This is a genomic window from Brevibacillus sp. AG162 (assembly GCF_006715575.1).
Classification (GTDB): Bacteria; Bacillota; Bacilli; order Brevibacillales; family Brevibacillaceae; genus Brevibacillus; species Brevibacillus brevis.
Genome location: NZ_VFNO01000008.1, coordinates 151,510 through 176,061, shown reverse-complemented (window position 1 = coordinate 176,061; position 24,552 = coordinate 151,510). Strand labels below are relative to the sequence as shown.

At 46.2% G+C, this 24,552-nt stretch carries 9 protein-coding genes; all 9 read left to right on the top strand.

The window, feature by feature from the left end:
* Positions 1 to 6 precede the first annotated feature (6 nt).
* The gene (locus FB479_RS22465; protein ID WP_142066772.1) at positions 7 to 6,378 is read left to right on the top strand and encodes a non-ribosomal peptide synthetase; all 6,372 of its coding nucleotides are present in this window, start codon (positions 7 to 9) and stop codon (positions 6,376 to 6,378) included.
* Between the two features lie 79 nt (positions 6,379 to 6,457).
* Complete coding sequence (locus FB479_RS22460; protein ID WP_142066771.1) at positions 6,458 to 8,500, top strand: condensation domain-containing protein; 2,043 nt, start codon at positions 6,458 to 6,460, stop codon at positions 8,498 to 8,500.
* Positions 8,501 to 8,518: 18 nt separating this feature from the next.
* Positions 8,519 to 17,281 (top strand): non-ribosomal peptide synthetase, encoded by an 8,763-nt coding sequence (locus FB479_RS22455; RefSeq protein WP_142066770.1) that lies wholly within the window; start codon positions 8,519 to 8,521, stop codon positions 17,279 to 17,281.
* A 19-nt stretch (positions 17,282 to 17,300) separates the two neighbouring features.
* A complete protein-coding gene (locus FB479_RS22450) occupies positions 17,301 to 18,194 on the top strand; it encodes a GHMP family kinase ATP-binding protein (protein ID WP_255438530.1) in 894 nt (297 codons plus the stop codon).
* A gap of 93 nt (positions 18,195 to 18,287) precedes the next feature.
* Positions 18,288 to 19,559, top strand: coding sequence for an MFS transporter (locus FB479_RS22445; protein ID WP_142066768.1), 1,272 nt, complete (start codon positions 18,288 to 18,290; stop codon positions 19,557 to 19,559).
* A gap of 50 nt (positions 19,560 to 19,609) precedes the next feature.
* Positions 19,610 to 21,136, top strand: a complete 1,527-nt coding sequence (locus tag FB479_RS22440; protein WP_142066767.1) for an argininosuccinate lyase — start codon at positions 19,610 to 19,612, stop codon at positions 21,134 to 21,136.
* Positions 21,126 to 22,178 (top strand): PLP-dependent cysteine synthase family protein, encoded by a 1,053-nt coding sequence (locus tag FB479_RS22435; RefSeq protein ID WP_142066816.1) that lies wholly within the window; start codon positions 21,126 to 21,128, stop codon positions 22,176 to 22,178. The genes FB479_RS22440 and FB479_RS22435 overlap by 11 nt, the downstream gene beginning before the upstream one ends.
* The gene (locus tag FB479_RS22430) at positions 22,153 to 23,409 is read left to right on the top strand and encodes an ATP-grasp domain-containing protein (RefSeq protein WP_142066766.1); all 1,257 of its coding nucleotides are present in this window, start codon (positions 22,153 to 22,155) and stop codon (positions 23,407 to 23,409) included. The genes FB479_RS22435 and FB479_RS22430 overlap by 26 nt, the downstream gene beginning before the upstream one ends.
* Entirely contained in the window at positions 23,406 to 24,461 is a 1,056-nt protein-coding gene (gene ltaE, locus FB479_RS22425; protein WP_142066765.1) for a low-specificity L-threonine aldolase, read from the top strand. The genes FB479_RS22430 and ltaE overlap by 4 nt, the downstream gene beginning before the upstream one ends.
* The last annotated feature ends 91 nt before the right edge of the window (positions 24,462 to 24,552 follow it).

The window sequence follows — 24,552 nt, the reverse complement described above, 5'->3', positions numbered from 1 at the left end:
GGCTGTATGAACAATTCCATCACTGCATTCTTTGAGGAACAGGTTGAGCTTCATCCTGACAACATTGCTTTGCTATGGAAGGATGCCTCACTCACTTATCAAGAGCTGAATAGCAGGGCCAACAGGCTGGCTAATTATTTGAAAAAGTGTGGGGTAGGGACGGATAGCAAGGTCGGCTTGTATATGGATCGTTCGTTCGAAATGATCATCAGTATGGTAGCGATTTTAAAGGCTGGCGGGGCTTATGTCCCGCTTGATCCTGCCTACCCTCTGCAGCGAGTCCATTATATGCTGCAAGACGCAGGCATTACGATAGTACTCGCACAAGAAAGCTTGGTATCGCGGCTGCCAGAAGGCTTGAAGGTCGTATGCCCTGAGCGTGACCAACTGGCGATCAGCATGGAATCAGCTGCGAATTTGGAGCAGCATGCAACTCCAGAAAGCCTTGCGTATTTGATGTATACTTCCGGCTCGACAGGAAATCCGAAAGGGGTACTCATTCCTCATCGCGGCGTGATCCGGCTCGTTAAACATGTATCCTATGTATCGCTTACGGCGGAAGAAACCATGCTGCATATGGCGTCGATTTCATTTGATGCATCCACCTTCGAGGTATGGGGCAGCTTGTTAAATGGAGCGAAGCTCGTTGTTTTTCCATACAAAGAGCTTGATCTTGGCGAGATGGGGCAGGTATTGCGTGATTATCGAGTCAGTACGTTACTGCTAACAGCAGGAGTCTTTCACCAACTGATTGATTTCCATCTGGAGGATGTAAAAGGGTTACGTCAATTGCTGGTGGGTGGGGATATTATGTCCCCCAAGCACGCTCAAAAGGTAGTAGACAACTTGTCTGATACGTTATTGATCAATTGCTATGGTCCTACGGAAACCACGACATTTGCCACCTTTTATCCAGTAACAGATAGAAGCGCCATCCAACACTCCGTTTCGATCGGTCGCCCTATCAATGACACAGAAGTGTATATCTTAAACGACAAGCAAAAGCTTGTGCCTGTTGGTCTCGTAGGGGAAATGTACGTGGGTGGCAAGGGACTGGCTCTGGGATATTGGAATCGACCCGAGATTAATCAAGAGAAATTTATTAAACATCCCTTTGATCCAGACCCGGAAGCCATTTTATACAAGACGGGTGACATGGTGAAATATGTGCCTGATCGAGGACTTGAATTTATTGGTCGAAAAGACAACCAAGTAAAAATAAGAGGGTACCGTATCGAACTGGGCGAGATTGAGACCGTCTTGAATCAGCCGGAAGACGTCAGGGAAGCCATCGTCATTGCACAGGAGTATGGAGCTGACGATAAAAGGCTCATCGCCTATATGGCTGGAGATGGAGATGTCGAACAGTGGAAAAAGTATGCGAGTACGCAATTGCCTCCTTTTATGGTTCCGTCCTATTTTGTGAAAATGGAAGCATTTCCGCTTACCACGCAAGGAAAAGTGGACCGAAAGGCGTTGCCATTGCCAGAAACCGTCATGATGGAGGAGGAATTTGTCGCACCACGTACCGCGACAGAGAGTCGGATAGCGTCCATTTGGAGTGAGACTTTAAAAGTGGAACGAATTAGTATCCACTCCTCCTTTTTTGATTTAGGCGGTCACTCTCTGCTTGCGACACAGCTCATATCCCGCCTGGAGGACGCTTTCCAGCTGTCTATACCGTTGCGAATCTTGTTTGAATGTCCGACGATCGCGAGTTTACATACAAGAATAATGGAGCTCAGTCAGAATGGAAAAAGAGAGCGGATACCAACGATTACGAAAGCGCCGCATACAGAAAAGTTCCCATTATCTCATGCACAGCAGCGCCTATGGTTTTTGCATCAATTGGAACCGGATAGTACAGCTTACAACGTTCCTCATATTTGGCGTTTGACTGGACCGTGGAATGCAAGTGCGCTGGAAAAAGGATGGAATGCGCTGCTTTCGCGCCATGAAATATTGCGTACAGTTTTTCCAAATGAAAATGGTCAACCTTTCCAAGCTGTCCAACCGTATCAGTTTACACCTTTGCCTGTCATCGATCTGAGAGAACGAACCAAGGCCTCGCAAGAAGAGCAACTCAACGACTTTATTGAGCAGGAAGCAAGCATAAGGTTTGATTTGCATCGAGGCCCCTTGATTCAGGCAAGATGGATTGCATTAGGGGAAGAAGAGTCCGTTCTGCTGTGTACCATGCACCATATCATTACGGACGGATGGTCTGAGGAAATTTTATTGAAAGAATGGCTGGCCTTCTATGAGGAGGCACAGAGTGGAAGTCGTGCGGAGCTTGCTGCCCTACCGATTCAATATGCCGATTTCGCTGTGTGGCAGCGTGAATGGCTGACGGACGATGCGATAGGTGTACAGCTAGATTATTGGAAAGCGGAACTGTCTGGAGAGCTTCCCGTCTTGCAATTGCCGATTGATCGGCCTAGACCTGCGATTCAAGGTTATGCAGGAAGTATGTATAAGACCATGCTGCCATCGACGTTGCTTGAGAAATTGAAAACCGTAAGCCGGCAAGAAAATGCGACTTTATTTATGACCATGTTGGCAGCTTATCAAAGCTTTTTATCCAGATATACCGGACAGTCGGATATTTTGGTGGGGAGCCCTGTAGCGAATCGAAATGGAAAAGAAATCGAGGGATTAATTGGATTCTTCGTGAACACGCTCGTATATCGGGCAAGTTTTCAAGACGGTCCTACCTTTAAACAACTGCTTGCTCGCGTAAAAGAAAAAGCGCTTCTGGCACAGGAAAACCAAGATGTCCCCTTTGAAAAAATCGTAGAGACGCTTCAGCTTGAACGCAATACCAGCTACTCCCCGGTTTTTCAGACCATGTTCACGTGGGCTGAATTGTCATCGAATGTTTACCAATCGTCTGCCGGAGCGTTGGAAATCATGCCCGTTCGTCATAACGTATCAAAATTTGATATTGAGTTATCCATGGGTGAGTCTGAAGCTGGTCTGATCATGAACATGATTTATAACACGGATTTATTTGACCAAGCAACCATGGGAAGAATGGCTGTTCATTTCGAAAATTGGCTGCAAGAACTGGTGAATGCACCGGACGCTCCGATTGCATCGCTCGAATTGTTACCCAAGGATGAGCGTCACAAAATCGTATGGGATTGGAATCGGACAGAAGCAACCGTTCCCGAGAATACATGCTTGCATGATTTGTTCATCGAACAGGCAAGAAAGACCCCGGATCGAATCGCTGCCGAAATGGGCAGTGAAACGATAACCTATCAGGAACTGGACAGGCGTTCTAACCAGCTGGCGCATTATTTGATTACGCTGGGCGTTCGACCCAATACACCTGTCGGGCTATGCATGAATCGTTCCCTTGAACTTGTCATATCGATTCTCGGCATCGTAAAGGCAGGCGGAGCATTTATTCCCTTAGATACCGAGCTGCCGGAAGCAAGGATGGCTCATTTGCTGGAAAGCTCAAAAACGAATATTTGCATAACAGAACAGGAATTCAGGCATCTGTTCGAGCAAGCGACGCATGTTCAATGCATAGAGCTAGAGGCAGACAAGGAAAAGATAGCAAGCATGCCTGAGGGATTGCCGGAGCAAACCGTAAAACCGACGGATTTGGTTTCGATTTATTACACATCAGGATCGACGGGCATTCCGAAAGGGGTTGAAAACCTCCATATCGGATGGGTTAATCGAATGCTATGGATGCAGCGCCAGCATGGCTTGGAGCAAGGGGAGTCCGTCCTGCAAAAAACAACACTGACATTCGATGATGCAGCTGTTGAGTTTTTCTGGCCATTGTCTGTAGGCGGTCGGATCTCACTGATGGAGCCGTGGTTGCATCGAGATCCAGAGGCAATTATTCAGGCGGCTATTCAGTATCAAGTGGCATGCATTCAATTTGTGCCGAGCATGCTCAACATGTTTGTCGATGCCCTTACACCTGATGATGCAGCAAAATTGGGGACATTAAAAAATGTCATCTCCAGTGGAGAAGCGCTATTACCGGAAACAGTAGGCAAGTTCTACCGGAAATTGAACGCCAAGCTCCATAATACGTGGGGGGCAACAGAGGTCTCAATTGACTCTACCATTTATACCTGCTCGCCCGAGGACGCGTTTGGAAAGGATTGTGTCAGTGTAGGAAAGCCGATTGACAACAACAGAATATACATTCTGGACAAAAATTTGAACCCGGTTCCGATTGGTGTCATAGGCGACCTGTATATCGGTGGTCTGGGACTGGCAAGAGGTTATTTATACAATCCTGAAAAAACCAAGGAAGCTTTCATAGAGAATCCATTTGTAGCAGGGGAAAGAATGTATCGAACCGGAGACAAAGGATATTACTTGCCTTCCGGAAATATCAAATTTGTTGGCAGACAAGATAATCAAATCAAGATAAGAGGCATCCGGGTTGAACTAGGGGAGATTGAGTCGACATTGAGCAGACTTCCGTCCATTCGTGAAGCAGCCGTCATTTCCGTTCAAAACGACAGGGGATCTACAGAGCTGGCTGCGTATATCGTGGGCGAAGGGAATGTAAACGAATGGCGTACATTCCTGAAGGGGCAATTGCCTGCTTATATGATTCCGACCTATTTCACGAAGCTGGACAGCATCCCGAAAACAACGAGCGGAAAAATTAATCGCAATGCACTGGAATTGCCCGTGATGAAACCATCCGACTCCTCCATCGCTGCACCACGTACGATTCCTGAAGAGCTTATCCACTCCATCTGGTGCGATATCTTGCAGCTGAATCAGATTAGCATCAAGGACTCCTTCTTTGATATAGGTGGGCATTCCTTATTGGCTACCCAAGTGATATCCCGTATGAGAGCGGTTCTGGGAATGGACATCCCCTTGCGAACCATATTTGAGTTTACGACGATCGAAGCTCTAGCAGCCCGGATAGCTGAGATCAAGCAAGGGAGCGAGTCGAACACCCGTATTCATGAAGTTTCACGAGTAGAGGATCAGCCGGGTCAGTCATTATTTGAAGTATCCCACGGCCAAAGAAGGCAATGGTTCCATGCAAAATTCAGTGACCAGGAAGTGGTGGGAGGGGTGTACCTCTTTGAAGTTGAGGGCCCCGTTGATAGTCATGTCCTGCACAAATCTATGGGTCTCATGTTTGAACGGCACAGAATTATGCGTACGACCATCATAGAAAAGGAAGGGCAATTGTATCAAAAAGTGCATGATGACCTGAAGGCGGACAACGAGTATGTGGACTTGTCTTCCTTATCTGTTACGGAAGGCGAGCAACGCATCAAAATGGATTTGGAATCTGACTTGTACAAGCCATTTGATTTTTCCCGAGAGTCTTTCTTTCGGATGAGGCTATATCGAGTCGCACCAACGAAGCACTTCTTCCTCTTGGGCACTCATCATATTGGATTTGATGGCTGGTCGTTAGATGTGTTTATGAATGATTTGGCGGACGTGTATCAACAAGAAAGTAGCGGGAGGCATCGTCCGTTTTCTAAACCGCTGGATTATATTGATTACACCTTGTGGCAGCAAGCGCGGTTACAAAATGGAGAATTGAATCGGCAGCGGGACTATTGGTTAAAACAGCTGCATCAAAATGTCGATGCACCGCTCATACCGCGAGATGCACATCCATTCACGCGCGACAACCAGATTTCAAATGTAACGTCGCTTCCCATTGAACCAAAGACAGCACAGTCGCTTTCTGAATTGACTCGAATGGCAGGCGGCACCGTTTATACGACCATGCTTACGGCGATAAACATTTGGCTTTCGCTCATCACGGACCAAACGATCATTACTGTCGGATCTACTTTATCTGGTCGTACCCAGGCGGACCTCGAAGGAATTATTGGTCCTCTTATCAATCCCGTCGCCATGCGCACAGATTTGTCCGGCAACCCAACCGTTTTGGAAATGTTGAAGAGAACGAGAGAAACGGCGTATGCGGCGTATGAGAATCAAGAGTATCCGTACAATTTGGTCGTAGAGGACCAACTAGCCGCCAAGGGCCTGAAGAAGAATTTGTATTCCGTTGTTTTTATTGGACAACAAGCCTCGAACAATCTAACTGAATCAAACGGCATTATCTACAGGTATTGTCCGTTAAGTCGTTTCCTGGATGAAACGATGGTCAAAACATATGAAGGCAGCCATTTTATAAAAGATGATCAATTGGATATGATGTTATTTTTGTCCACGAATCATGACCAGCTCACATTTACTGCACAATATAATGCGGATGTATTTAGCAGGAATGCCGTGGATACGTTTATGAGTCAAATCGAGCACATCCTATGCCAAATGACTGAAAATCCAAGGCAGCGTTTATCTCAATTGAAATTGGCGGAAGAATACGATTTCAATGAACTGTTCAGCTAACGGCTTGATTGCTTGTCGGGCATGCTGGTGAAAGCCGCATGCCCAACCATTACGCAGTAAAGTATCGGGGTGATCATGAATGAAGCAGAGAACCTTTATCAAAACAATCGCTCTGTCTGAAACACAAAAGGATTACTTTATTCACTATTTGGTACACCCGACAAGTGCTTTTTATCATGAGCAGTTTCTTTTCAGATTCGAACAGCGACTAGATGTAACGATGACAATACGTACGCTTACCGAGATCGTGAAGCGTCATGAAATCAATCGGTCCATTTTTGTGTTAGAAGACGAGCCCATACAAAAAGTCTACAGCGAGCCTGTATTGGATTTTGAGCATGTGGCTTCTGATGACTGGGACGATGTGACGATTCGAGCATATCTGAATCAGGAACTGAGCAAGTCGTTTCAGTTGGACGAGGGGCCGTTATTCAGTTGCAGATTGCTGGATTATAAAGAAATGGGCAGCATTCTAAGCTTTAAGTACCACCACATCTGCTCAGATGGGTGGAGTGTTTCGCTCATGCTCGATGAATTTACGATGATCTATCAACAGTTGATAGCAGATCAAGAGCTTGTGATACAACCGTCCACACATCATTATGCGGATTTTGTTGAGTGGGAACTGAATTATTTAGCCAGCCAAGAAGGAGAGGAAGCGAGAGCTTTTTGGAAAAAGAAGCTGGGCGGACCTCTAAAGAGGCTAGAGTTGCCGATGGATAAAACTCGTCCCAGTACTCCGTCATTTAAAGGCGGGATTTCTTTCTTTACGTGCAAACACGAGCTTCGCGATGAGATGATCGCTTACCGTAAAAATCATCACTATCAATCGGATGTTATTTATTTGTCTCTCTTCCTTGCTTTTCTTTCTCGTATTTCAGGCCAAGATGACATTACTATCGGTGTACCTAGATTTGGCAGGCCGCAAAAGGAGTTTTATTCTATCATGGGACCATGTCTTGTAATGCTGCCACTCCGAATCAAGATCCCGAAGAATTGTTCATTTAAAGCGTTAGCCCGACTTGTTCAAGAAGAGCTGTCATTATGCTCCCAGTATCAAAACTACCCATTTTCTCTGATAGCAGGAGAGCTGGATTATGATCGCGATAAAAAATATTCGTCTTTTTTTTCAACCGCTTTTGTCCATCAAAAAGCGATTAAGCAAGAGGGGGCCTATTTTGTGGGCAATGCCCAAAATACGTTTCAAAGCAATGGCTTAACAATCAGTTCTTATCCTATTCATAAAAATATATCCCAGTATGATTTATGTTTTGTGGTTGAAAAGGACAACCAACAGGACATATTGGCAGGATTTGAATACAATGCGGATATTTTGAATGAAGAAACGGTCGTCAAATGGATTGCCGATTTTGAAGCTGCCAGTCTGTTTCTTTTGAAAAATGATAGCGAAAATATTCTGATGCTAAAAAGCCAAGCAATAAAAGACTACTGGACGAAGAACTTTGCCAATTTTCCATCCTTTCAAATATTGCCGGAGGAAGGAAGCGGTCTTTCTAGCGATTCAACTGTGTTTGAACGGGAGAAGTTTGAAATAACAGGGGTGCTGTCGACTCAAATATCCCGTCTGGCTCAATCTTGGGACTGCTCTTCGTTTGAGATTTTCATGAGTACATTTTTGGTCCTCTTGCATGCTGAAAGCCAGAAGGAGGATATGGCCCTGGCATTTCGGGCGGGTTGTGATCAGCTACAAGGAATTTCTTTCATATTGCTACGAACGGATCTATCAGGAAATCCACTTTTTTCCGAGCTAGTTCTGCAAGTACAGCGCAAGGTAAAAGAAGCCTATCAATATAAAGACGGCTTGGAATCGTTGCTGCATGGACAACCTGAGCCGCAAATTTTGTTTGAAATGAACGAGGAAGAACCACACTCCACGATAGATTTTCAATTCCGCATCCACGAGTCACAAGGTCAACTGCATGGAACCATTACCTATCATGCAAATGTGTTCAAGAGGGAGACCGCGCAAAACATGTTATCCCAATATGAATACGTATTGCAAAGTGTGATAGCCCAGCCGCATCAACGAATCCGTGAACTTGTCAGTCATCTAAACAGCCAATTTCTTTCAAATGATGATTATGAGCAACTATTCCTTTAGCGAAAGAGGTGCACGGGCTTGCAGCATTTAACAAAAGAAAATGTAGGGGAAGTAATTGAGCTTTCGATGGTGCAGAAGCAATTGTTACACCAAGACATGATGACAACGGTGCGCTATCTGATCAAACAGCCTATCGAACGGGAAAGAGCTCAAGAAGCGTGGAATGAAATAGTCAGTGAGACGCCGCTAATGCGAACGGTTTTTCGTAAACTAAAAAATAAACATGTACAAGTGGTTTTAAAGCAATTCCCGATTTCTATCGACTGGCACGACCTGCGAGGATTATCTCCTGAACAACAAGAGCAAAGGTATCTTTCTGAGATTGCATCCCATCAGGAGCCTATTGCCTTTGAGGAAGGTCTATTGATCCGACTATCTGTGATGCAGATGGAGGAAAATCAAACGGTTATCATTTGGACCAATCATGCATTGTGTATGGACGATGTCAGTCGCGGCCTTCTTCTGGAGGAATGGCTAAAGAGAGCAAAGGGCAATCATTCATCTAATCATCAGCGAACATCATTCAAAGACTATTTTATCTGGGAGTCAAGCCAAGATGGCTCCAGAACGAAAAGCTATTGGATAGATAAAATCAATCACAATGATAACGAGTCCATATTTTATCCAGTACAGGGCGCACAAAAGGAAGCGAATCAGCAGACCAGCTGCCATGCTGTACTTTCCGAACTATTATCCCAAACAATCAAGAGCATGGCATTCAAACAAGGTGTTTCGATTGAAGCTGTCTTTCAGGCTGCTTGGCTGCTGTTATTAAATATGTATAGTGGGGATGAAAAGGTGGCGACTGGTGTTACCGTCTCCGGGAGACCTGAGTCACTGGAAGGGGCAGATACCATTGTTGGGCCATTGGCTCACAGCTTGCCAGTCTTCCTGACATTACATGCGAATCAAAACGTATGTGATTTTGTAAAGATCGTTCAGGTAAGCTGGGAAGAATTGCAACAAAATCAATTCATTACACAAGAGATGATTCGTAACTATGCTGGAGTCCCGGAAGATCATCCTTTCATCGGAACAATAGTGACGGTAGTGAGTGGTGTAGGAGATGATTATGAATCGCTCGTCCTTTATCGAGGTGGCCTTCCCGCGCTTGAAATAATGGTGAGGGTTGGCCAGTCCATACAGATTCAATTCATTCATCCCCATGCTTCTGCCGAGCGCGATCTGGAAAGGCTACAGTCCCATTACATCCGTATACTTGAGCAGGTTTGCTCGGATTTCGAAATGAAAATCAGCGATCTGAATGCCGTGACGGATGAAGAGCAAAACATGATGACGAACGTGATGGGCAATTTTGCGAAGTCACATCGAAACATGGATCAACTGGCTCAGCAAATCATAGAAGAACAGGTTAAGCGCAATCCTGATGCTGTCGCTGCTGTCTATATGAACCACTCTATTACCTACAGAGAATTGAATGAAACTTCCAATCGTTTGGCTCATTGGCTCCGCAAAGAAGGATTTGGTAGAAATGATCTGGCTGCCATCTTTTTAGAGAGAAGCATCGATATGTTGGTTGGCATTCTGGCCGTTCTAAAAGCAGGGGGATGCTATGTTCCGCTAGATACCGCTCACCCTGATCAACGATTGGTTACGATTATGGAAAATAGCAAGGCGAAAGTCATACTGACCGAGGCGAATTATCAGTCACGCAGCATGACATTGGCAACGGAAGTAGCGCAAAGACCAATCGTGTTTTGCTTGAACGAGGGCAACGGCGTAAGTCCGGATAAGACTTCTTTGCAAACAGCGGATACGAATAATCCTGAGATCATTAATGCCTATGATGATTTGGCAAATGTCTTTTTTACTTCGGGCTCTACCGGTATACCAAAAGGAGCAATGATTGAGCACAGAGGAATGTTGAATCACCTATTTGCAAAAATCGATGTGCTCGGCCTGAATCAAGACAGTATTGTTGTACAGAATGCTTCCCATTGCTTCGATATATCGGTGTGGCAATTCCTGGCTCCCCTGATGGTAGGGGGGAAAGTGGTGATTTATAACAACGAGACAGCAACCGACCCGGAGTTATTGTTTCATTCCATAAGCCGTGACAAGGTAACGGTGATTCAAATGGTTCCAGCAATGATTGAAGCCGTGCACAACACTGCGCTGGTTCTCTCTCCGGAACAACAAGCCTTGCCACACTTGCAATATATGATCTCTACTGGTGAGGGACTGCCGGTAACACTGTGTAAAAAGTGGCAGACCTTGTACCCTGAAGGCATTGTAGTGAACACATATGGAGCGACAGAATGTTCGGATGATACGATGCATGAAATCATTGATCGTTCTTATCAGCATGATGATTATCCGTATGTTGCGTTGGGCAACTCCATCGACCATATGAAGCACTATTTGCTGGACAAATGGATGCGTCCGGTTCCCACTGGTTGTGTAGGAGAAATCTACATTTCCGGGATGGGAGTAGGGCGGGGATACGTAAATGATCCCGAGCGTACCGAGCATGCATTTTCAGAGAATCCCTTTTTGAAAGAGAAAAAAGAAAGACTTTATAAAACAGGCGATTTGGGACGTTATTTGCCAAGTGGGAGACTTGTATTCGTGACGCGTGCCGATTTCCAGGTAAAAGTACGCGGACATCGCATTGAGCTTGGCGAGATAGAAAGCGCCCTTTTACGTCATGAGAGCGTTAGACAATGTGTCGCGGTCGTAAGCGAGGATGGGAATGGAGACAATCGAATCGTCTCATATGTTGTCCTGCATGAAAAACAGGATGAACAGGAGTTCCAGCAATATCTCAAAACGATTCTGCCGGAATATATGATTCCAGAGCGTATCATGATTCTCGATGCGATGCCTCTTAATCGAAACGGAAAAGTAGATAAAAAAGCATTGCCAGCAGTGGATACGGTTCAAACCAAGAATGAAGCATACGTCGCACCTCGTAACGATTTGGAACGAAGGCTGGCAGCGATCTGGAGTACAGTGCTCAGCATAGATGACATGGGGATCGATGATGATTTTTTTCAACTTGGCGGACATTCTATGAAAACCATTCAGGTTCGCTTGCGAATGAAAAAAGAGTTGGGCATTGAAGCTACGATCAAGGATTTGTTCGAGCATCGAACGATTCGAGAGTTATCCTCCTTACTGGCTAACAGGGAAGAGTCAGCAAGTGGTCAGCTCCATACCAGTCAGGAGAGAACGACGATTCACAAGGCAGAGGAGAAGGATTACTACCCGGTTTCACATGCGCAGCGGAGATTATTTTTTATTCAGCAGCTGGAGCCTCAAAGTACGGCATATAATATGCCGACGATTTACCATATAACGGGACCCTTGAAGGAGCGTATCCTGCATAAGGCATTTTCGCTCTTGGTTCAAAGGCATGAAGTTCTGCGAACGAAATTCCTGGTAAAAGACGGACATCCGGTGCAACAGGTGCTGCGGAATCATGATTTTACTTATTCATTTGTTGACGTTTCCAAGCAGTCAGAAGCCGCGAAGCAAGAAGCCATTCAACTGATCATGCAACAAGAGTCGGAGACGTACTTTGACCTGGAGAGCGATGCACTGTTTCGCGTGAAGTTATGTAAGGTGGCCGAAGAAAAATATACATTGCTGCTGAACATGCACCACATGATCAGTGATCAGTGGTCATGGGGGATCTTACTGAAGGATTTCAGTCAGATTTACGAATCCTTGCAGCAAGGGATCGATCCTGTATTACCTGCTCTGCACATTCAGTATAAAGATTATGCAGTCTGGCAAAACCATGCTATCAATCACGGAGAGCTGGCAGAATCAGAAGCGTACTGGTTGAAGACGTTCCAAAAAGAAATTCCTGTATTGGACTTGCCTACAGACTATCAGCGTCAGCCCGTCCAAACATTTTTCTCGGCAGTGGAATCTTATCATCTTCCAGAAAATATCTTCGGTCGTATGCGGGAGATTGCTCAGCAGTATGATGCATCCATGTTTATGGTGACTTTATCCGTTGTCGGCATTTGGCTGTCCAAGCTGACGAATCAACAGGATATTATCATCGGTACTCCGGAAGCGGGAAGAAACAACATGGATATCGAAGAAGTCATCGGATTTTTTGTGAACACCCTTCCTTTAAGGCTTGAAGTGAATATGAAGCACACTTTTGTTGAAGCGCTTCAGGCTTGCAGACAACTGGCGCTGGAGTCATACGCGCACAATGAATATCCATTCGATAAATTGGTCGAGAAAATTAACCCTGAGCGAGATGTGAGCCGCAACCCTATTTTTTCTTTTATGTTCCAATATATTGAAAAGTTAGAGGAAGACGGAAAAATAAGTGGCCTGGAAATGAAGGCAGTCGAATCCTATAATTCCATGACGAACTTTGATTTGTCGCTTGTATGCCTGGATCAAGAAGATGGGGCGAGTCTTAGCGTTGAATATCGGACAGATTTATTTCAGCCAGAAACTGTTCAACGGATGCTTGGATATTTGCATACTATCATCGAACAAGTAGTGAATCAGCCAACTATTTTTCTCAAACAGATAGAGTTATTGTCCGTGGAAGAAAAACAGGCTACGGTAAGCAAATTTATAGACGTGCATTTTACCAATGGGGATGAAAATAAAACGATCATTGAACTGTTCGAAGAGCAAAGTGCGAGAACTCCAGATCGCATTGCTGTCGTTTTTGAAGAGCAAGAACTGTCCTATTCCGCACTGAATAAACGAGCGAATCAACTGGCGCGAACATTGGTAGCGGAGGGTGTCTGCGCCGATCAATTGGTAGGCATCATGGCTGAGAGATCGATTGAGATGATTGTCGGTGTATTGGCGATTTTAAAAGCAGGTGGAGCCTACATTCCGATTGATCCTGATTATCCGGAAGAACGGATTCGATATATGCTAGAGCATTCGGGAGCGGAAGTTTTACTACTGCATCAAGCATTAAGAGAGAAAGTCGATTTTGACAAAAAAATAATCGTACTCGATGACCATGAATCCTATCATCATGAGCATACAAATTTGGGATTATCCATACAGTTCGATCAGCTAGCCTATGTGATTTATACATCAGGTACAACGGGAAAGCCGAAGGGAGTCATGATCGAGCACCAACAGCTTCAAGCGCTTGCACAGGCATGGAAGCAAGAATACAAGCTGGACGAATTCCCGGTCCGATGCTTGCAATGGGCGAGTTTTGCTTTTGATGTTTTTACTGGAGATTATATAAGGAGCTTGTTATACGGCGGAAAGCTGGTCATTTGCCCAGCGGACGCAAGAATTGATTTGGAACGGATTTATCAGCTGATGGAAAAGCACGAAATCAACCTGTTTGAATCTACTCCGGTCCTTCTGATCCCTCTCATGAACGATATTTATGAGAAGGGCCTCAACATGGATTTTATGAAAATACTCATTCTTGGATCGGATCAATGTCCGTTGCATGTATTCCACAACCTTGTAGACAGGTACGGTCACACCATGCGCATTATTAATAGCTATGGCGTGACGGAGGCAACCATTGATGCTTCCTATTACGAGAAAGAGACACAGCAAGATTACAAGTTTTTGCCGATTGGCAAGCCGCTGCCAGGAGTGAACATGTATATTTTGGATGCGAACGGCAATGCAGTGCCTGTGGGGATTCCTGGCGAACTGTATATCGGTGGACGGGGAGTAGGAAGGGGATATTTCAAGCAACCAGATTTGACGAATGAAAAATTTGTTCAGAATCCGTTTTGTACGGGGGAAAAAATGTATAAGACAGGGGATATGGCTAGATGGCTCCCCAGCGGAAACATCGAATTTTTAGGGCGATTCGATAATCAAGTCAAGATACGTGGCAATCGCATCGAATTGGAAGAAATCGAAGCGGAATTGTTAAAAACAAGCGATATTCGAGAAGCTGTCGTTATCCCAAAAGAGGATGAATTAGGTCAAAAGAGGCTGGTTGCCTTTTGTGTGGCTGCGCAAGAGCTGGAAGTAAGCATGGTGAGAGAGGCGCTACGAAAAACGTTGCCGGCGTACATGGTACCTTCTTATTTCGTTCAGCTAGATGAAATACCAGTGACCCCAAATGGAAAGATTGATCGAAAAGCGTTAACAGAACTCAACATAACGCTGCGTAGCGATAGGCAATTCGTTGAACCCCAAACAGAGATCGAAAAGACATTGGTATCAGTATGGCAAGACGTTTTGCGTGAGAAGCAGGTTGGGATATCGGATAATTTCTTTGAGCTTGGCGGGGACTCTATTAAGTCCATACAAGTTGCCTCTCAATTATCATCCTTGGGATACAAGATGGAGATCAGAGATCTGTTTAAATCTCCAACTATTGCAGAACTGGGTACAAGACTGAAACCGATGAAACAAAAAATTGATCAGCGGGATATCGAAGGTGCTGTACAGCTGACCCCGATTCAGCATTGGTTTTTTCAGGAGCACAATCAGCATCCCCATCACTATAACCAATCTTTTATGCTCTATCGAAAAGACCGGTTTGATGAGAGGCTGGTTCGCAAAGGAATGGAAAAGCTCCTGCAACACCATGATGCACTACGAATGGTATTCCGAGAAACGGAGACGGGCTATCAAGCCTATAACCGAGGGGTCAGCGAAAGCGACGGCATGTACAGTCTGGAAGTGTGGGACTATCGAAATATAACCGAGGCAAATGTACAGCAAGTGTTGGATGCACAATGCACCGCAATACAATCCCATCTTCATATTTTTGATGGTCCACTTATTCGGTTAGGGCTATTCCAATGCGAGGATGGCGATCATCTGCTGATGGCGGTTCATCATTTGCTCGTAGATGGGGTATCGTGGCGAATACTAATCGAGGATTTCAACCGAGCGTATCTACAGCTCCTTCAAGGCAAGGAGATGACGCTGCCTCTTAAGAGCGATTCCTACCAATTGTGGGCGCAAAAACTGAACGAATATGCCCATAGCGATAGAATCGAGGTCGAGCGTGCCTATTGGAATCGTATCGAGGAGCTGGAGCTTCAATCGTTGCCAACTGATTACGTTGAATGGAAACCTCTTCGGAAGCAAACCAGGACAAAAACAATCGTGATGGATGAGCAACAGACCAGAGAATTGTTGAAACAGGCCAATCGCGCTTATCACACGGAAATTGATGAGTTGTTGTTGTCTGCGATCGGGGTGGCCTTTAAAAAATGGGCGAATATCGATCGATTCGCCATCAATATGGAAGGGCACGGCAGGGAATCGATTCTACCTGATGTGGAGATAAACCGCACAGTAGGCTGGTTTACAAGTGAATATCCCGTGATTGTAGACGTTGGCAACGAGCAGAATCTGTCTGCTATCATCCATAAAATGAAAAAGGATGTGCGCCAGATCCCTCACAAAGGGATTCACTACGGGATATTGAAATATTTGGCGGAAAATCCTCGGAAGAACAGCATAATGCCTGAGGTCAGCTTTAATTATTTGGGGCAGTTTGATCTGGATCGAAAAGAAGAGGATGGCGACATTCAATTGTCGACATTTTCTGGTGGCGAATCTATGAGTCTTGATCAGTCCCGAGAATGCAAGATCGATATTGAGTGCGTGGTGTTACAAGGCCGTTTTCACATTATGGTGGCTTACAGTGAGAACCAGTATAAAAATGAAACCATCGAACGATTAGCGACATGCCTTCAGGAGAGCTTATATGAAGTCATTCAACATTGCTTGACGAAAATACACAACAGTACTGACCGCGGACTCCCCGGAGAATCGGTAGATTTCGAGGGAGTGGTAGACGGATTTTTTGATGCTTCTAGGATGAATGATATTCCTGGTGCCGTCGTTGTTGTCGTCCATCAGGGTCAAGTGCAACTAAAGAAAGCATATGGATACGCGAATCGAAACGAAAGAGTGCGGATGAGTGCGGATGATACGGTAATGAAGGTAGGTTCCATATCCAAAATTGTCACAGTCGCTGCCATCCTCCAACTCGTGGAGCAGGGAGTTATTGGATGGAACGATGATATTCAGCCGTATCTAGATGATATGGAAATACCGAGAAAGGTTGAAGGACCACTGACGGTTGAGCATTTACTCAGTTACACAGCAGGATTTGACGATCCGTTTACGGGAAATGACCAAAGCTACCATTACGGCGAGCGTGAGTCCCTAACCTTGCGGGAATACATTCAACACTATATGCCAACAGTTATTTATCAACCTGGGGAACAATACTGCAATGAGAATTTCTCTTTTATGCTGGCAGGTTACTTAGTAGAAAGAGTGACTGGCGTTCCCTTCCATCGCTATGTCAGTGAGAAATTATTTAAGCCTCTCGAAATGAGAAGGAGCAGTTTTCTTTTGCAGCCAGAGCTGGAGGCGAAGCTGGCAACAGGCTATGATCTGGAAAATAATCCGATTCAAAGATACGATTTTAGCCCTGCGGACTCTCCTGATGGCAGCCTGCTCTCAACTGGGGACGATATGGCAAAATGGATGCTGACGCTATTAAACAAAGGCGCTTATGGGACTGAAAGGGTACTAAAAGAAGATTCAATTGGCAAAATGTTCGCCAGTAAAGCGGTGCCTCACCCACAAGGGGCTTATACAGGGTATGGCTTCACTGCGAAATTCCATCCTGATTATGTCCATGAAAATATTTTGGCGAAAGCAGGCGAGGTAATCGGGTATAACTCCTTCATGTGGTTGCTGCCAGAAAAGAATCTGGGGGTGTTTATTAGTACGAATAAAAGTCAATTTAACAAAATAGAATTCTTTGATTATTTTATGAAGAACTATCATCCTGCAGAAACGATATCCATTTAATTGGGGGGCCTCTATGAGCATGATAAAGACGAGTTCCATTCGTAATTTTCCTCAAACAACAGACGTAGGGATCGGAGCAGCTAACGGTACTTTTGGGGAGCTTCTGCAGGGGATTCTCGGGGAAAATAATCGGGATTTTCTAGTGACTTTGCCTATTAAAAATGCATCCTATGCTACTTTTTATTCGATTCCAACCTTACAAGAGATCGTCATCGTACCTCGTTCCAAGCAAAAATCGAAAAGACTCGTAGAAAAAATACTCAAGCATTATGGCTTTCCAGCTGGCGGAATTTTGGAGATCAATTCGGAACTCCCAGTAGGAAAAGGCATGGCAAGTTCATCAGCAGATTTGGTGGCTGCCTCCAGAGCGGTAGAAAATTGTTTTCATATAAAAATGGAGCCTGCTTTACTGGAGTTGTTTTTATCGACGATAGAGCCGACTGACGGAGTGATGTATGAAGGAGCTGTTGCTTACTACCATAAGGAGGTCAAGCTCCGAGAATATCTTGGGGAGCTCCCGCCCTTGTGTATTGTAAGTATTGATGAGGGGGGAACAATTGATACGGTTGAGTTTAACAAGCAAGCCAAACCATTTACCCATGAGGAAAAGATGGAATACAGTCTCCTGCTGCAAAAAATTTCGAAAGCGATCAGAGAAAGGGATGTACACACGATAGGTGCCGTGTCTTCCCGAAGTGCGATTTTGAATCAAAAAATTCTGCCTAAAAAATTATTGCCGGAAGTCATGGAGATCAACGAGAAAATTGGAGGGTTAGGTACTGTCGTGGCACACAGTGGGACCAGCCTCGGTATTTTATTGTTGAAAGAAGAACCTGACTTCTATCAAAAGCTGGAACTGGGGTATAGATGGTTGAGTGAGCTGAATAAAGAAGTGCATGTGTACCACACCTAGAGGATCAGATCCCAAGAGATGGCTTCTGACAGGCTCGGAAGTCATCTTTCCCAAAAAATTTGATTCCGTTCGTATTGGGAGTGGATTATCGAGATGGAACAGCCAGTAAGCGTGAATGAAAAGGTATCTTTTCGGGCGTTGCTTGGCTTGAAAAGTTATCGCTATTTAATCTTTTCGCAATTTGTCTCGAATATGGGAGATGGAGTGTATCGATTAGCGCTTATTTGGCTAATGAAGGTTTTGACGGAAAGTCCTTTGTTAATGTCGGTTTTATTGGCAGCGGAGACCATTCCATTGATCATATTCGGTTTATTCGCGGGCGTTTTTGTTGATCGAGGAAATAAAAAGAGGATCATGGTGGTTTCGCATTTATTGAGAGCTGCGCTCCTTTTATGCATCGTCCTGTTGTTCCTGTTTGACATGCTGCATCCTGCTGTACTGATCATCATTGCCGTTTTGCTGACCACGGTCAGTGCCTTCTTCAGGCCTGCACTCACGGTAGCGATACGGACACTGGTTCCCGAACAGTATATGACGCAAGCCCAAAGTTTATCGCAGATGATTCAAACGGTTGTCAGTTTGGCGGCTCCGGCATTGGCAGCGGGGTTGATCGCGTTTGGAATGGAATATGCTTTTATTTTGAATGTCGTCACCTATTTGTTAGGTGCACTGATTATTTTATGGATTAACGAGAAGGAGCTTGTCCTATCTACTGTCAGTGAGTTTACAGCAAGGATGATCATGACGGATTTGAAGGATGGAATCCATGCGATTACAAAGCATGATTTTTTGCGAAACTGCATGATTTATTTTACCATCCTCAATTTTTTGACGGCTCCAGAAGCGATTTTGTTGCCACTGGTCGTTACCAATGTTACCGAATTGGCCATGCTTGAGATCAGCTTTTTTATCGGGATTTTGCTTGGGTCCCTATGCATTAATTATTTGAATCGATACGATGCGATTATTTACATTTGCTGCGGCATTAGTCTGTTCAGTATCGGAATCGGAATGTTTGCGTTTGGCATTCCGCTTGTTTGGCAAGTTATATGTGTATTCGTGAATGGGATAGGCTCGGCATTCGTCAATATCAAAATGAGTACGTTGATTACCTTGATGGTGCCTAAGGAAATCTTGGGAAGAGCATCGAGCTTGATCAGTGTAATGGTTCTGTGCGCCATGCCTGTCTCCGTCTTCCTGGTAGGTCTGACTACAGGTCTTGTTTCCATCTTTACGATATTTGGAATCATTGGCGGAGCCGGGCTTCTCATTGTGGTTCTCATGTTGATGAATCCACACTTAAGAGTGAAAAAAGAACATCACTACGATTATGTGGAACAGAAATCAGGGGGGGTCTCTCTTTAGCAACTCCTGGTTGGATCGTTACTCAGACGGAAGCGAGGTGTAATTTTTGCATGAGTGTAAAATTAACGGGCCGTATAGCTTCGACACCAAGCCGCCTCTTGCATGATGAAGTATTGGAACCACAGTTCAAATATGAAGTCGATCATTTGCTGCCTGGGTATATTCAGATTGAATTCGCCATGCTTTTGGAATATGTCAGAATGGGCTTGATTACACGACAAGACGCTTTGCCTATCGCACAGGCTCTTCAGGGCGCTACACCAGAAACAATAGCTCCTGACCCCGGACGGAACATGTCTGATATCTCTTTTGCCCTCGAGCGTTATATCGAAAGTTTGCTCCCTAGATCGGTACCGTGTTGGCATATGGATCGCAGCCGCAATGATGTTCAAGCGTGCGCCCAGGTGATGTTTGGTCGTGCGCAATGGCTGGATACGATGGGAGAATTGGGACAGCTTATTCAATCGATGCATACACTCGCTGATCAATATCGTTGTGTCCCCATGCCAGGATATACTCACTACCAATCCGCACAAATCATTACCCCTGGATTCTATCTTTCCTCTATTAACGGTGAATTTTTGCAAGCCTTGAATCGATGGATACAAATCTATGACGATATGAATCAGTGCCCGCTTGGGGCAGGGGCCATGGCAGGGGTGGAACTGCCGTGGGACCGTCAACGGTTGTCCGAGCTGCTTGGGTTCCGACAGCCTCGAATGAGTGCGTTGTCGGCGGTAGCATCTCGGGAATGGGTTTTGAGGATGGCAGGAGAGCTGTCCAATTTCTCGGTATTGGTCTCCCGGTTTACAACGGATTTGATTCAATGGGGCAGCAGTGAAATGAACTTCCTCCAATTGCCGGATGAGCTATCCGGAATATCTTCTGCCATGCCACAAAAAAGAAACTTCCCGATCCTGGAGCGTATCCGGGGGAAGAGTGCACATCTAACCGGATTTTATATGGATATGGTGCTAGGTCAGCGCAATACTGCTTTCACGAATTTGGTAGAGACGTCCAAAGAGGCAGGCACTCATCTTCTGACGTTGTTTCAACAAACCAAAACGTTGCTGCGCCTGTTAAAAGCGGTGATCGATCATTTGAAATTCAATGAGGAGCGTTTGCTCCAAATATGTAAACGGGACTTTTTTGGAGGATTTACTCTTGCCAATTTGCTGACGTTGGAGCATGAGATTCCGTATCGCACCGCCCAGGTAATCGCAGGCCGATACATCGTTAGCGCGCTGGAACACGGTGTATCGCCGGAGCCGGGAGATCCACGGTTGCTCCATGAGGCTTGCGCGGAAGCAGGTTTTCAAGTACCGGATACGGCTGCACTCCTTGCTGCTTCCTTCGATGTGCAGGGCGGCTTGTACGCCAAGAAATCAACAGGCTCCACGAATCCGGAGGAAGTACAGCGGATGCTGACAGCACAGAGGGAGCATGCAGAGAAGCTGCAACGGGAGTGGCAAGATCGACAAGGGCAATTGCAGGCGATCGAAGAAAGGCGAAAGAGGGTAATGAAGAGGCTTCATTCTGGCAAGCAAGGGAAGGATGTGAGCGTTGATGCGGTATGAACAGTTGGCCGATACGATCGGGGATACCCCTCTGGTCAAGCTGAGACTTGATGAAAGGGCAGTGGGTTCCGTATTTGCAAAGCTCGAGTTAATGAATCCGTTCGGCATGAAGGATCGTGTAGCCAAGCAGTCGATCTTGGCAGCGATACAGTCGGGAGAACTTCAGGAGGGCATGCCGATTATCGAGAGCTCGTCAGGAACGTTGGCTTGCGGCTTGGCCTTGGTTGGGCGTCAGTTGGGGCATGACGTACACATCGTGACTGATCCGAGAATTGACCCGATTACCTATGCCAAGTTGACCTCGCTTGGCTGCCATGTTCACGTAGTTTCGCAGATGGGGAAACAAGGGTGGCAAAGCGCCAGACTGGAACGACTCCAAGAATTAATGAGCGAGTATCCGGGAGCGTTCTGGCCTCGACAATACGACAATCCGGAAAATCCGCGTGCATATGCTGCGCTGGCCTCCGAGTTGATGCAGGACCTCGAACGAATTGACGTGCTTGTTGGTGCAGTCGGCAGCGGAGGCTCCTTGTCCGGGACCGCCAGAGAACTGAAGCGTCATTATAAGGAGCTGCGCGTCGTGGCGGTTGATGCAGCGGGGAGTGTGATATTCGGACAGCCCGATCAGCCTACGCGTCTACAAGGTGGCTTGGGAAACAGCTTGATCGCCAAAAATGTAGACTTTTCCATGATCGATGAAGTGCATTGGTTGAACGATGCTGAGGCATTTGCGGCTACGTTGCAGTTGGCCCGTAACGAGCATCTTTTTGCTGGCAACAGCTCGGGTTCCGTGTACGCCGTAGCCAACTGGTTAGCGAGTCAAGTCGGGAGTGAGTGCAATATCGTGGCCATATTGCCCGATCGAGGGGATCGCTATGTCGATACGATCTATAGCCACTCCTACCGAGAGAGCAAAGGTTTGATGCAAATGAACCTGCGAGACACGCCGCAATGTGTGGAACCAAAGACAGTCGTGACTAGCTGGTCCTATTCCAAATTGATGGGGATGTATCCAAATGAACAAACACTTTCTGTTCGTTGAAGCGAATACGACGGGGACAGGTATGCTCGCTATGAAAAAGGCGCGTGAATTGGGGTTTGCCCCCGTATTTTTCACAGAGAAGCCTGAACGTTACCACGGTTTGAATGAGTTGGAATGTCACGTAGTCGTGACAGATACGAATTCCCAAGCAGAGCTGACTGACAGTGTAGCACAAGTAATTAAGGAAGGCAGAGAGATAGCTGGAATCATGTCGACAAGCGACTATTACCTCGAATCGGTAGCCAAGCTGGCCCGAAAATTCGGTTGGACAGGGAATTCTCTGGAGGCCATTGAGGCCTGCCGCAATAAAGCGATATTTCGGAAGAAGCTCCAGGGGCATCAAGTGTCTCAGCCTGAATTTTTGGCAATAGGCTCTCTAGAGGCATTGATGGAAGCGCGCTCTTTCATTTCTCTGCCCTGCGTGGTGAAGCCTGCTGACGATAGCGGGTCGAATAACGTGCGGCTGTGCTTTAGCTGGGAGGAAGTGGAGCAGATGGTAGCGGAAATCCTTGCGATTAAGTACAATGCGCGCGGTCAAGAAACAGCTCGAACAGTTCTTCTCGAGCAGTATGTCGAGGGCCCTGAATTTAGTGTAGAGACGTTCTCGTGGGAAGGGCAATGTTTTGTCATCGGCATTACCCAGAAACGGTTAACGGGATATCCATTTTTCGTGGAAGCAGGGCATATTTTCCCTGCACCGCTGTCTACAGAAGTTAAGCAGGAGATCGAGCGAACAGTGGAAAGGGCGTTAGCGGCGGTGAACTACCAGTTCGGTGCTGCCCATACAGAAGTGAAATGGACATCAGCAGGTTGTGTTGTCATCGAAGTCAACGCAAGGCTTGCCGGTGGAATGATTCCAGAGCTGGTTCGCCGTTCAACAGGGATTGATCTGCTTTTGCAACAGATTCGGTGTGCGGCTGGACTGGCTCCTGAATTGTCTCAAACCCTCGAAGAGCAACGCTATGCAGGTATTCATTTTCTCGTGTCTGAGAGTCACGGAACCTTTAGCGGGATGCATGGAATGGATAACGTTCTCAACCTGCCGGGGATTGCTGAAGTGGCGATGCATGCGAAAATCGGGCAAAACGTCCAGCCTCCGCAAAATTTCTCGCATCGTCTAGGCTATGTCATTGTGGAAGGCAAGCATTACAGCGAGACCGCTGAGCTGATCCAGCAGGTGAAAGACTGCCTGACAGTACAAGTAGAACAGCAAGTGGAGAGTGGGGTATGAAACCGTTGATAGAATTGAGAAGCGATACATTCACTTTGCCGACACAGCAGATGATGGATGCAATCCAAGAGGCGGTGCTCGGTGACGATGTGTATGGGGAAGATCCTACGGTTCGCCAATTGGAGCAAGAAGCGGCCCGGAAGCTGGGAAAAGAGGCAGCCATTTTCATGCCGAGTGGAACGATGGCCAATCTGGCAACCTTAATGGCGCATTGTCCTCGCGGTTCCAAAGTAATAGTAGGCAATGAGACCGACATATACATCTATGAAGCGGGTGGTGCGGCCGTGTGTGGCGGCATTATGTACGAGCCGATTCCGACGCAGCCAGATGGAAGGTTGGACATCGCTGATATGGAGCAGGTATTTCCGTTGGAGCCAGAAGATCCACAATTCGCATTGCCTTCCCTGATCTGCCTGGAAAACCCGCATAACCGGATGGGGGGACGTGTCCTACCGCTGCCTTATTTGGAAGAGGTTCGCGCATTTGCAAACGAAAAGGCTGTGCCGGTTCATATGGACGGCGCACGCTTGTTCAATGCGGCAGTTGCTCTTGGCGTGGATGCGTCTGAGATTGCGCGCTATGCGGATTCCGTGCAAATATGTCTGTCGAAAGGGTTGTCAGCCCCGATTGGTTCCCTTGTCGTGGGAACAGAGGATTTTATTCAGAAAGTGTATCGTCTTCGCAAAATGCTGGGTGGTGGTATGCGTCAGGCAGGAATTATTGCAGCGCCAGGCCTGGTTGCCTTGCAGCAAATGACGGATCGATTGGCAGTTGATCACGCAAACGCCCTTCGCTTGGCACGTGGTCTGGCGGAGATTCCAGGAATCGTGACTCATGTGGAGGATGTAGAGACCAATATTGTGTTCTTCCGGATTGACCATCCAGTCCATACGTGGCAGACCTTCATAGAAGCCGCGCATGCGCATGGGCTGCGCGTAGCTGAGCTCGGTCACGGCAGAATTCGAGCGGTGACTCATTCAGGTATTGAGACAGCGGATATCGACAAGGCGCTGAGCATTGTACGTGAATTACTGCGGGATCAATCTGTTTAGACAGGCATTTCACCCCCCTTCATTAGAAGGGGGATTTGTTAAAATTTATAAAAGGATATAAAATCATCTGATTTTTTCAAATCTTTTAAAG

What these genes read in the sequence shown, in the direction of transcription:
- FB479_RS22450 (WP_255438530.1), top strand. Translation starts at nt 17,301, where the DNA reads ATGATAAAGACGAGTTCCATTCGTAATTTTCCTCAAACAACAGACGTA.
- FB479_RS22440 (WP_142066767.1), top strand. Translation starts at nt 19,610, where the DNA reads ATGAGTGTAAAATTAACGGGCCGTATAGCTTCGACACCAAGCCGCCTC.
- FB479_RS22460 (WP_142066771.1), top strand. Translation starts at nt 6,458, where the DNA reads ATGAAGCAGAGAACCTTTATCAAAACAATCGCTCTGTCTGAAACACAA.
- FB479_RS22435 (WP_142066816.1), top strand. Translation starts at nt 21,126, where the DNA reads ATGCGGTATGAACAGTTGGCCGATACGATCGGGGATACCCCTCTGGTC.
- FB479_RS22465 (WP_142066772.1), top strand. Translation starts at nt 7, where the DNA reads ATGAACAATTCCATCACTGCATTCTTTGAGGAACAGGTTGAGCTTCAT.
- FB479_RS22445 (WP_142066768.1), top strand. Translation starts at nt 18,288, where the DNA reads ATGGAACAGCCAGTAAGCGTGAATGAAAAGGTATCTTTTCGGGCGTTG.
- FB479_RS22430 (WP_142066766.1), top strand. Translation starts at nt 22,153, where the DNA reads ATGAACAAACACTTTCTGTTCGTTGAAGCGAATACGACGGGGACAGGT.
- ltaE (WP_142066765.1), top strand. Translation starts at nt 23,406, where the DNA reads ATGAAACCGTTGATAGAATTGAGAAGCGATACATTCACTTTGCCGACA.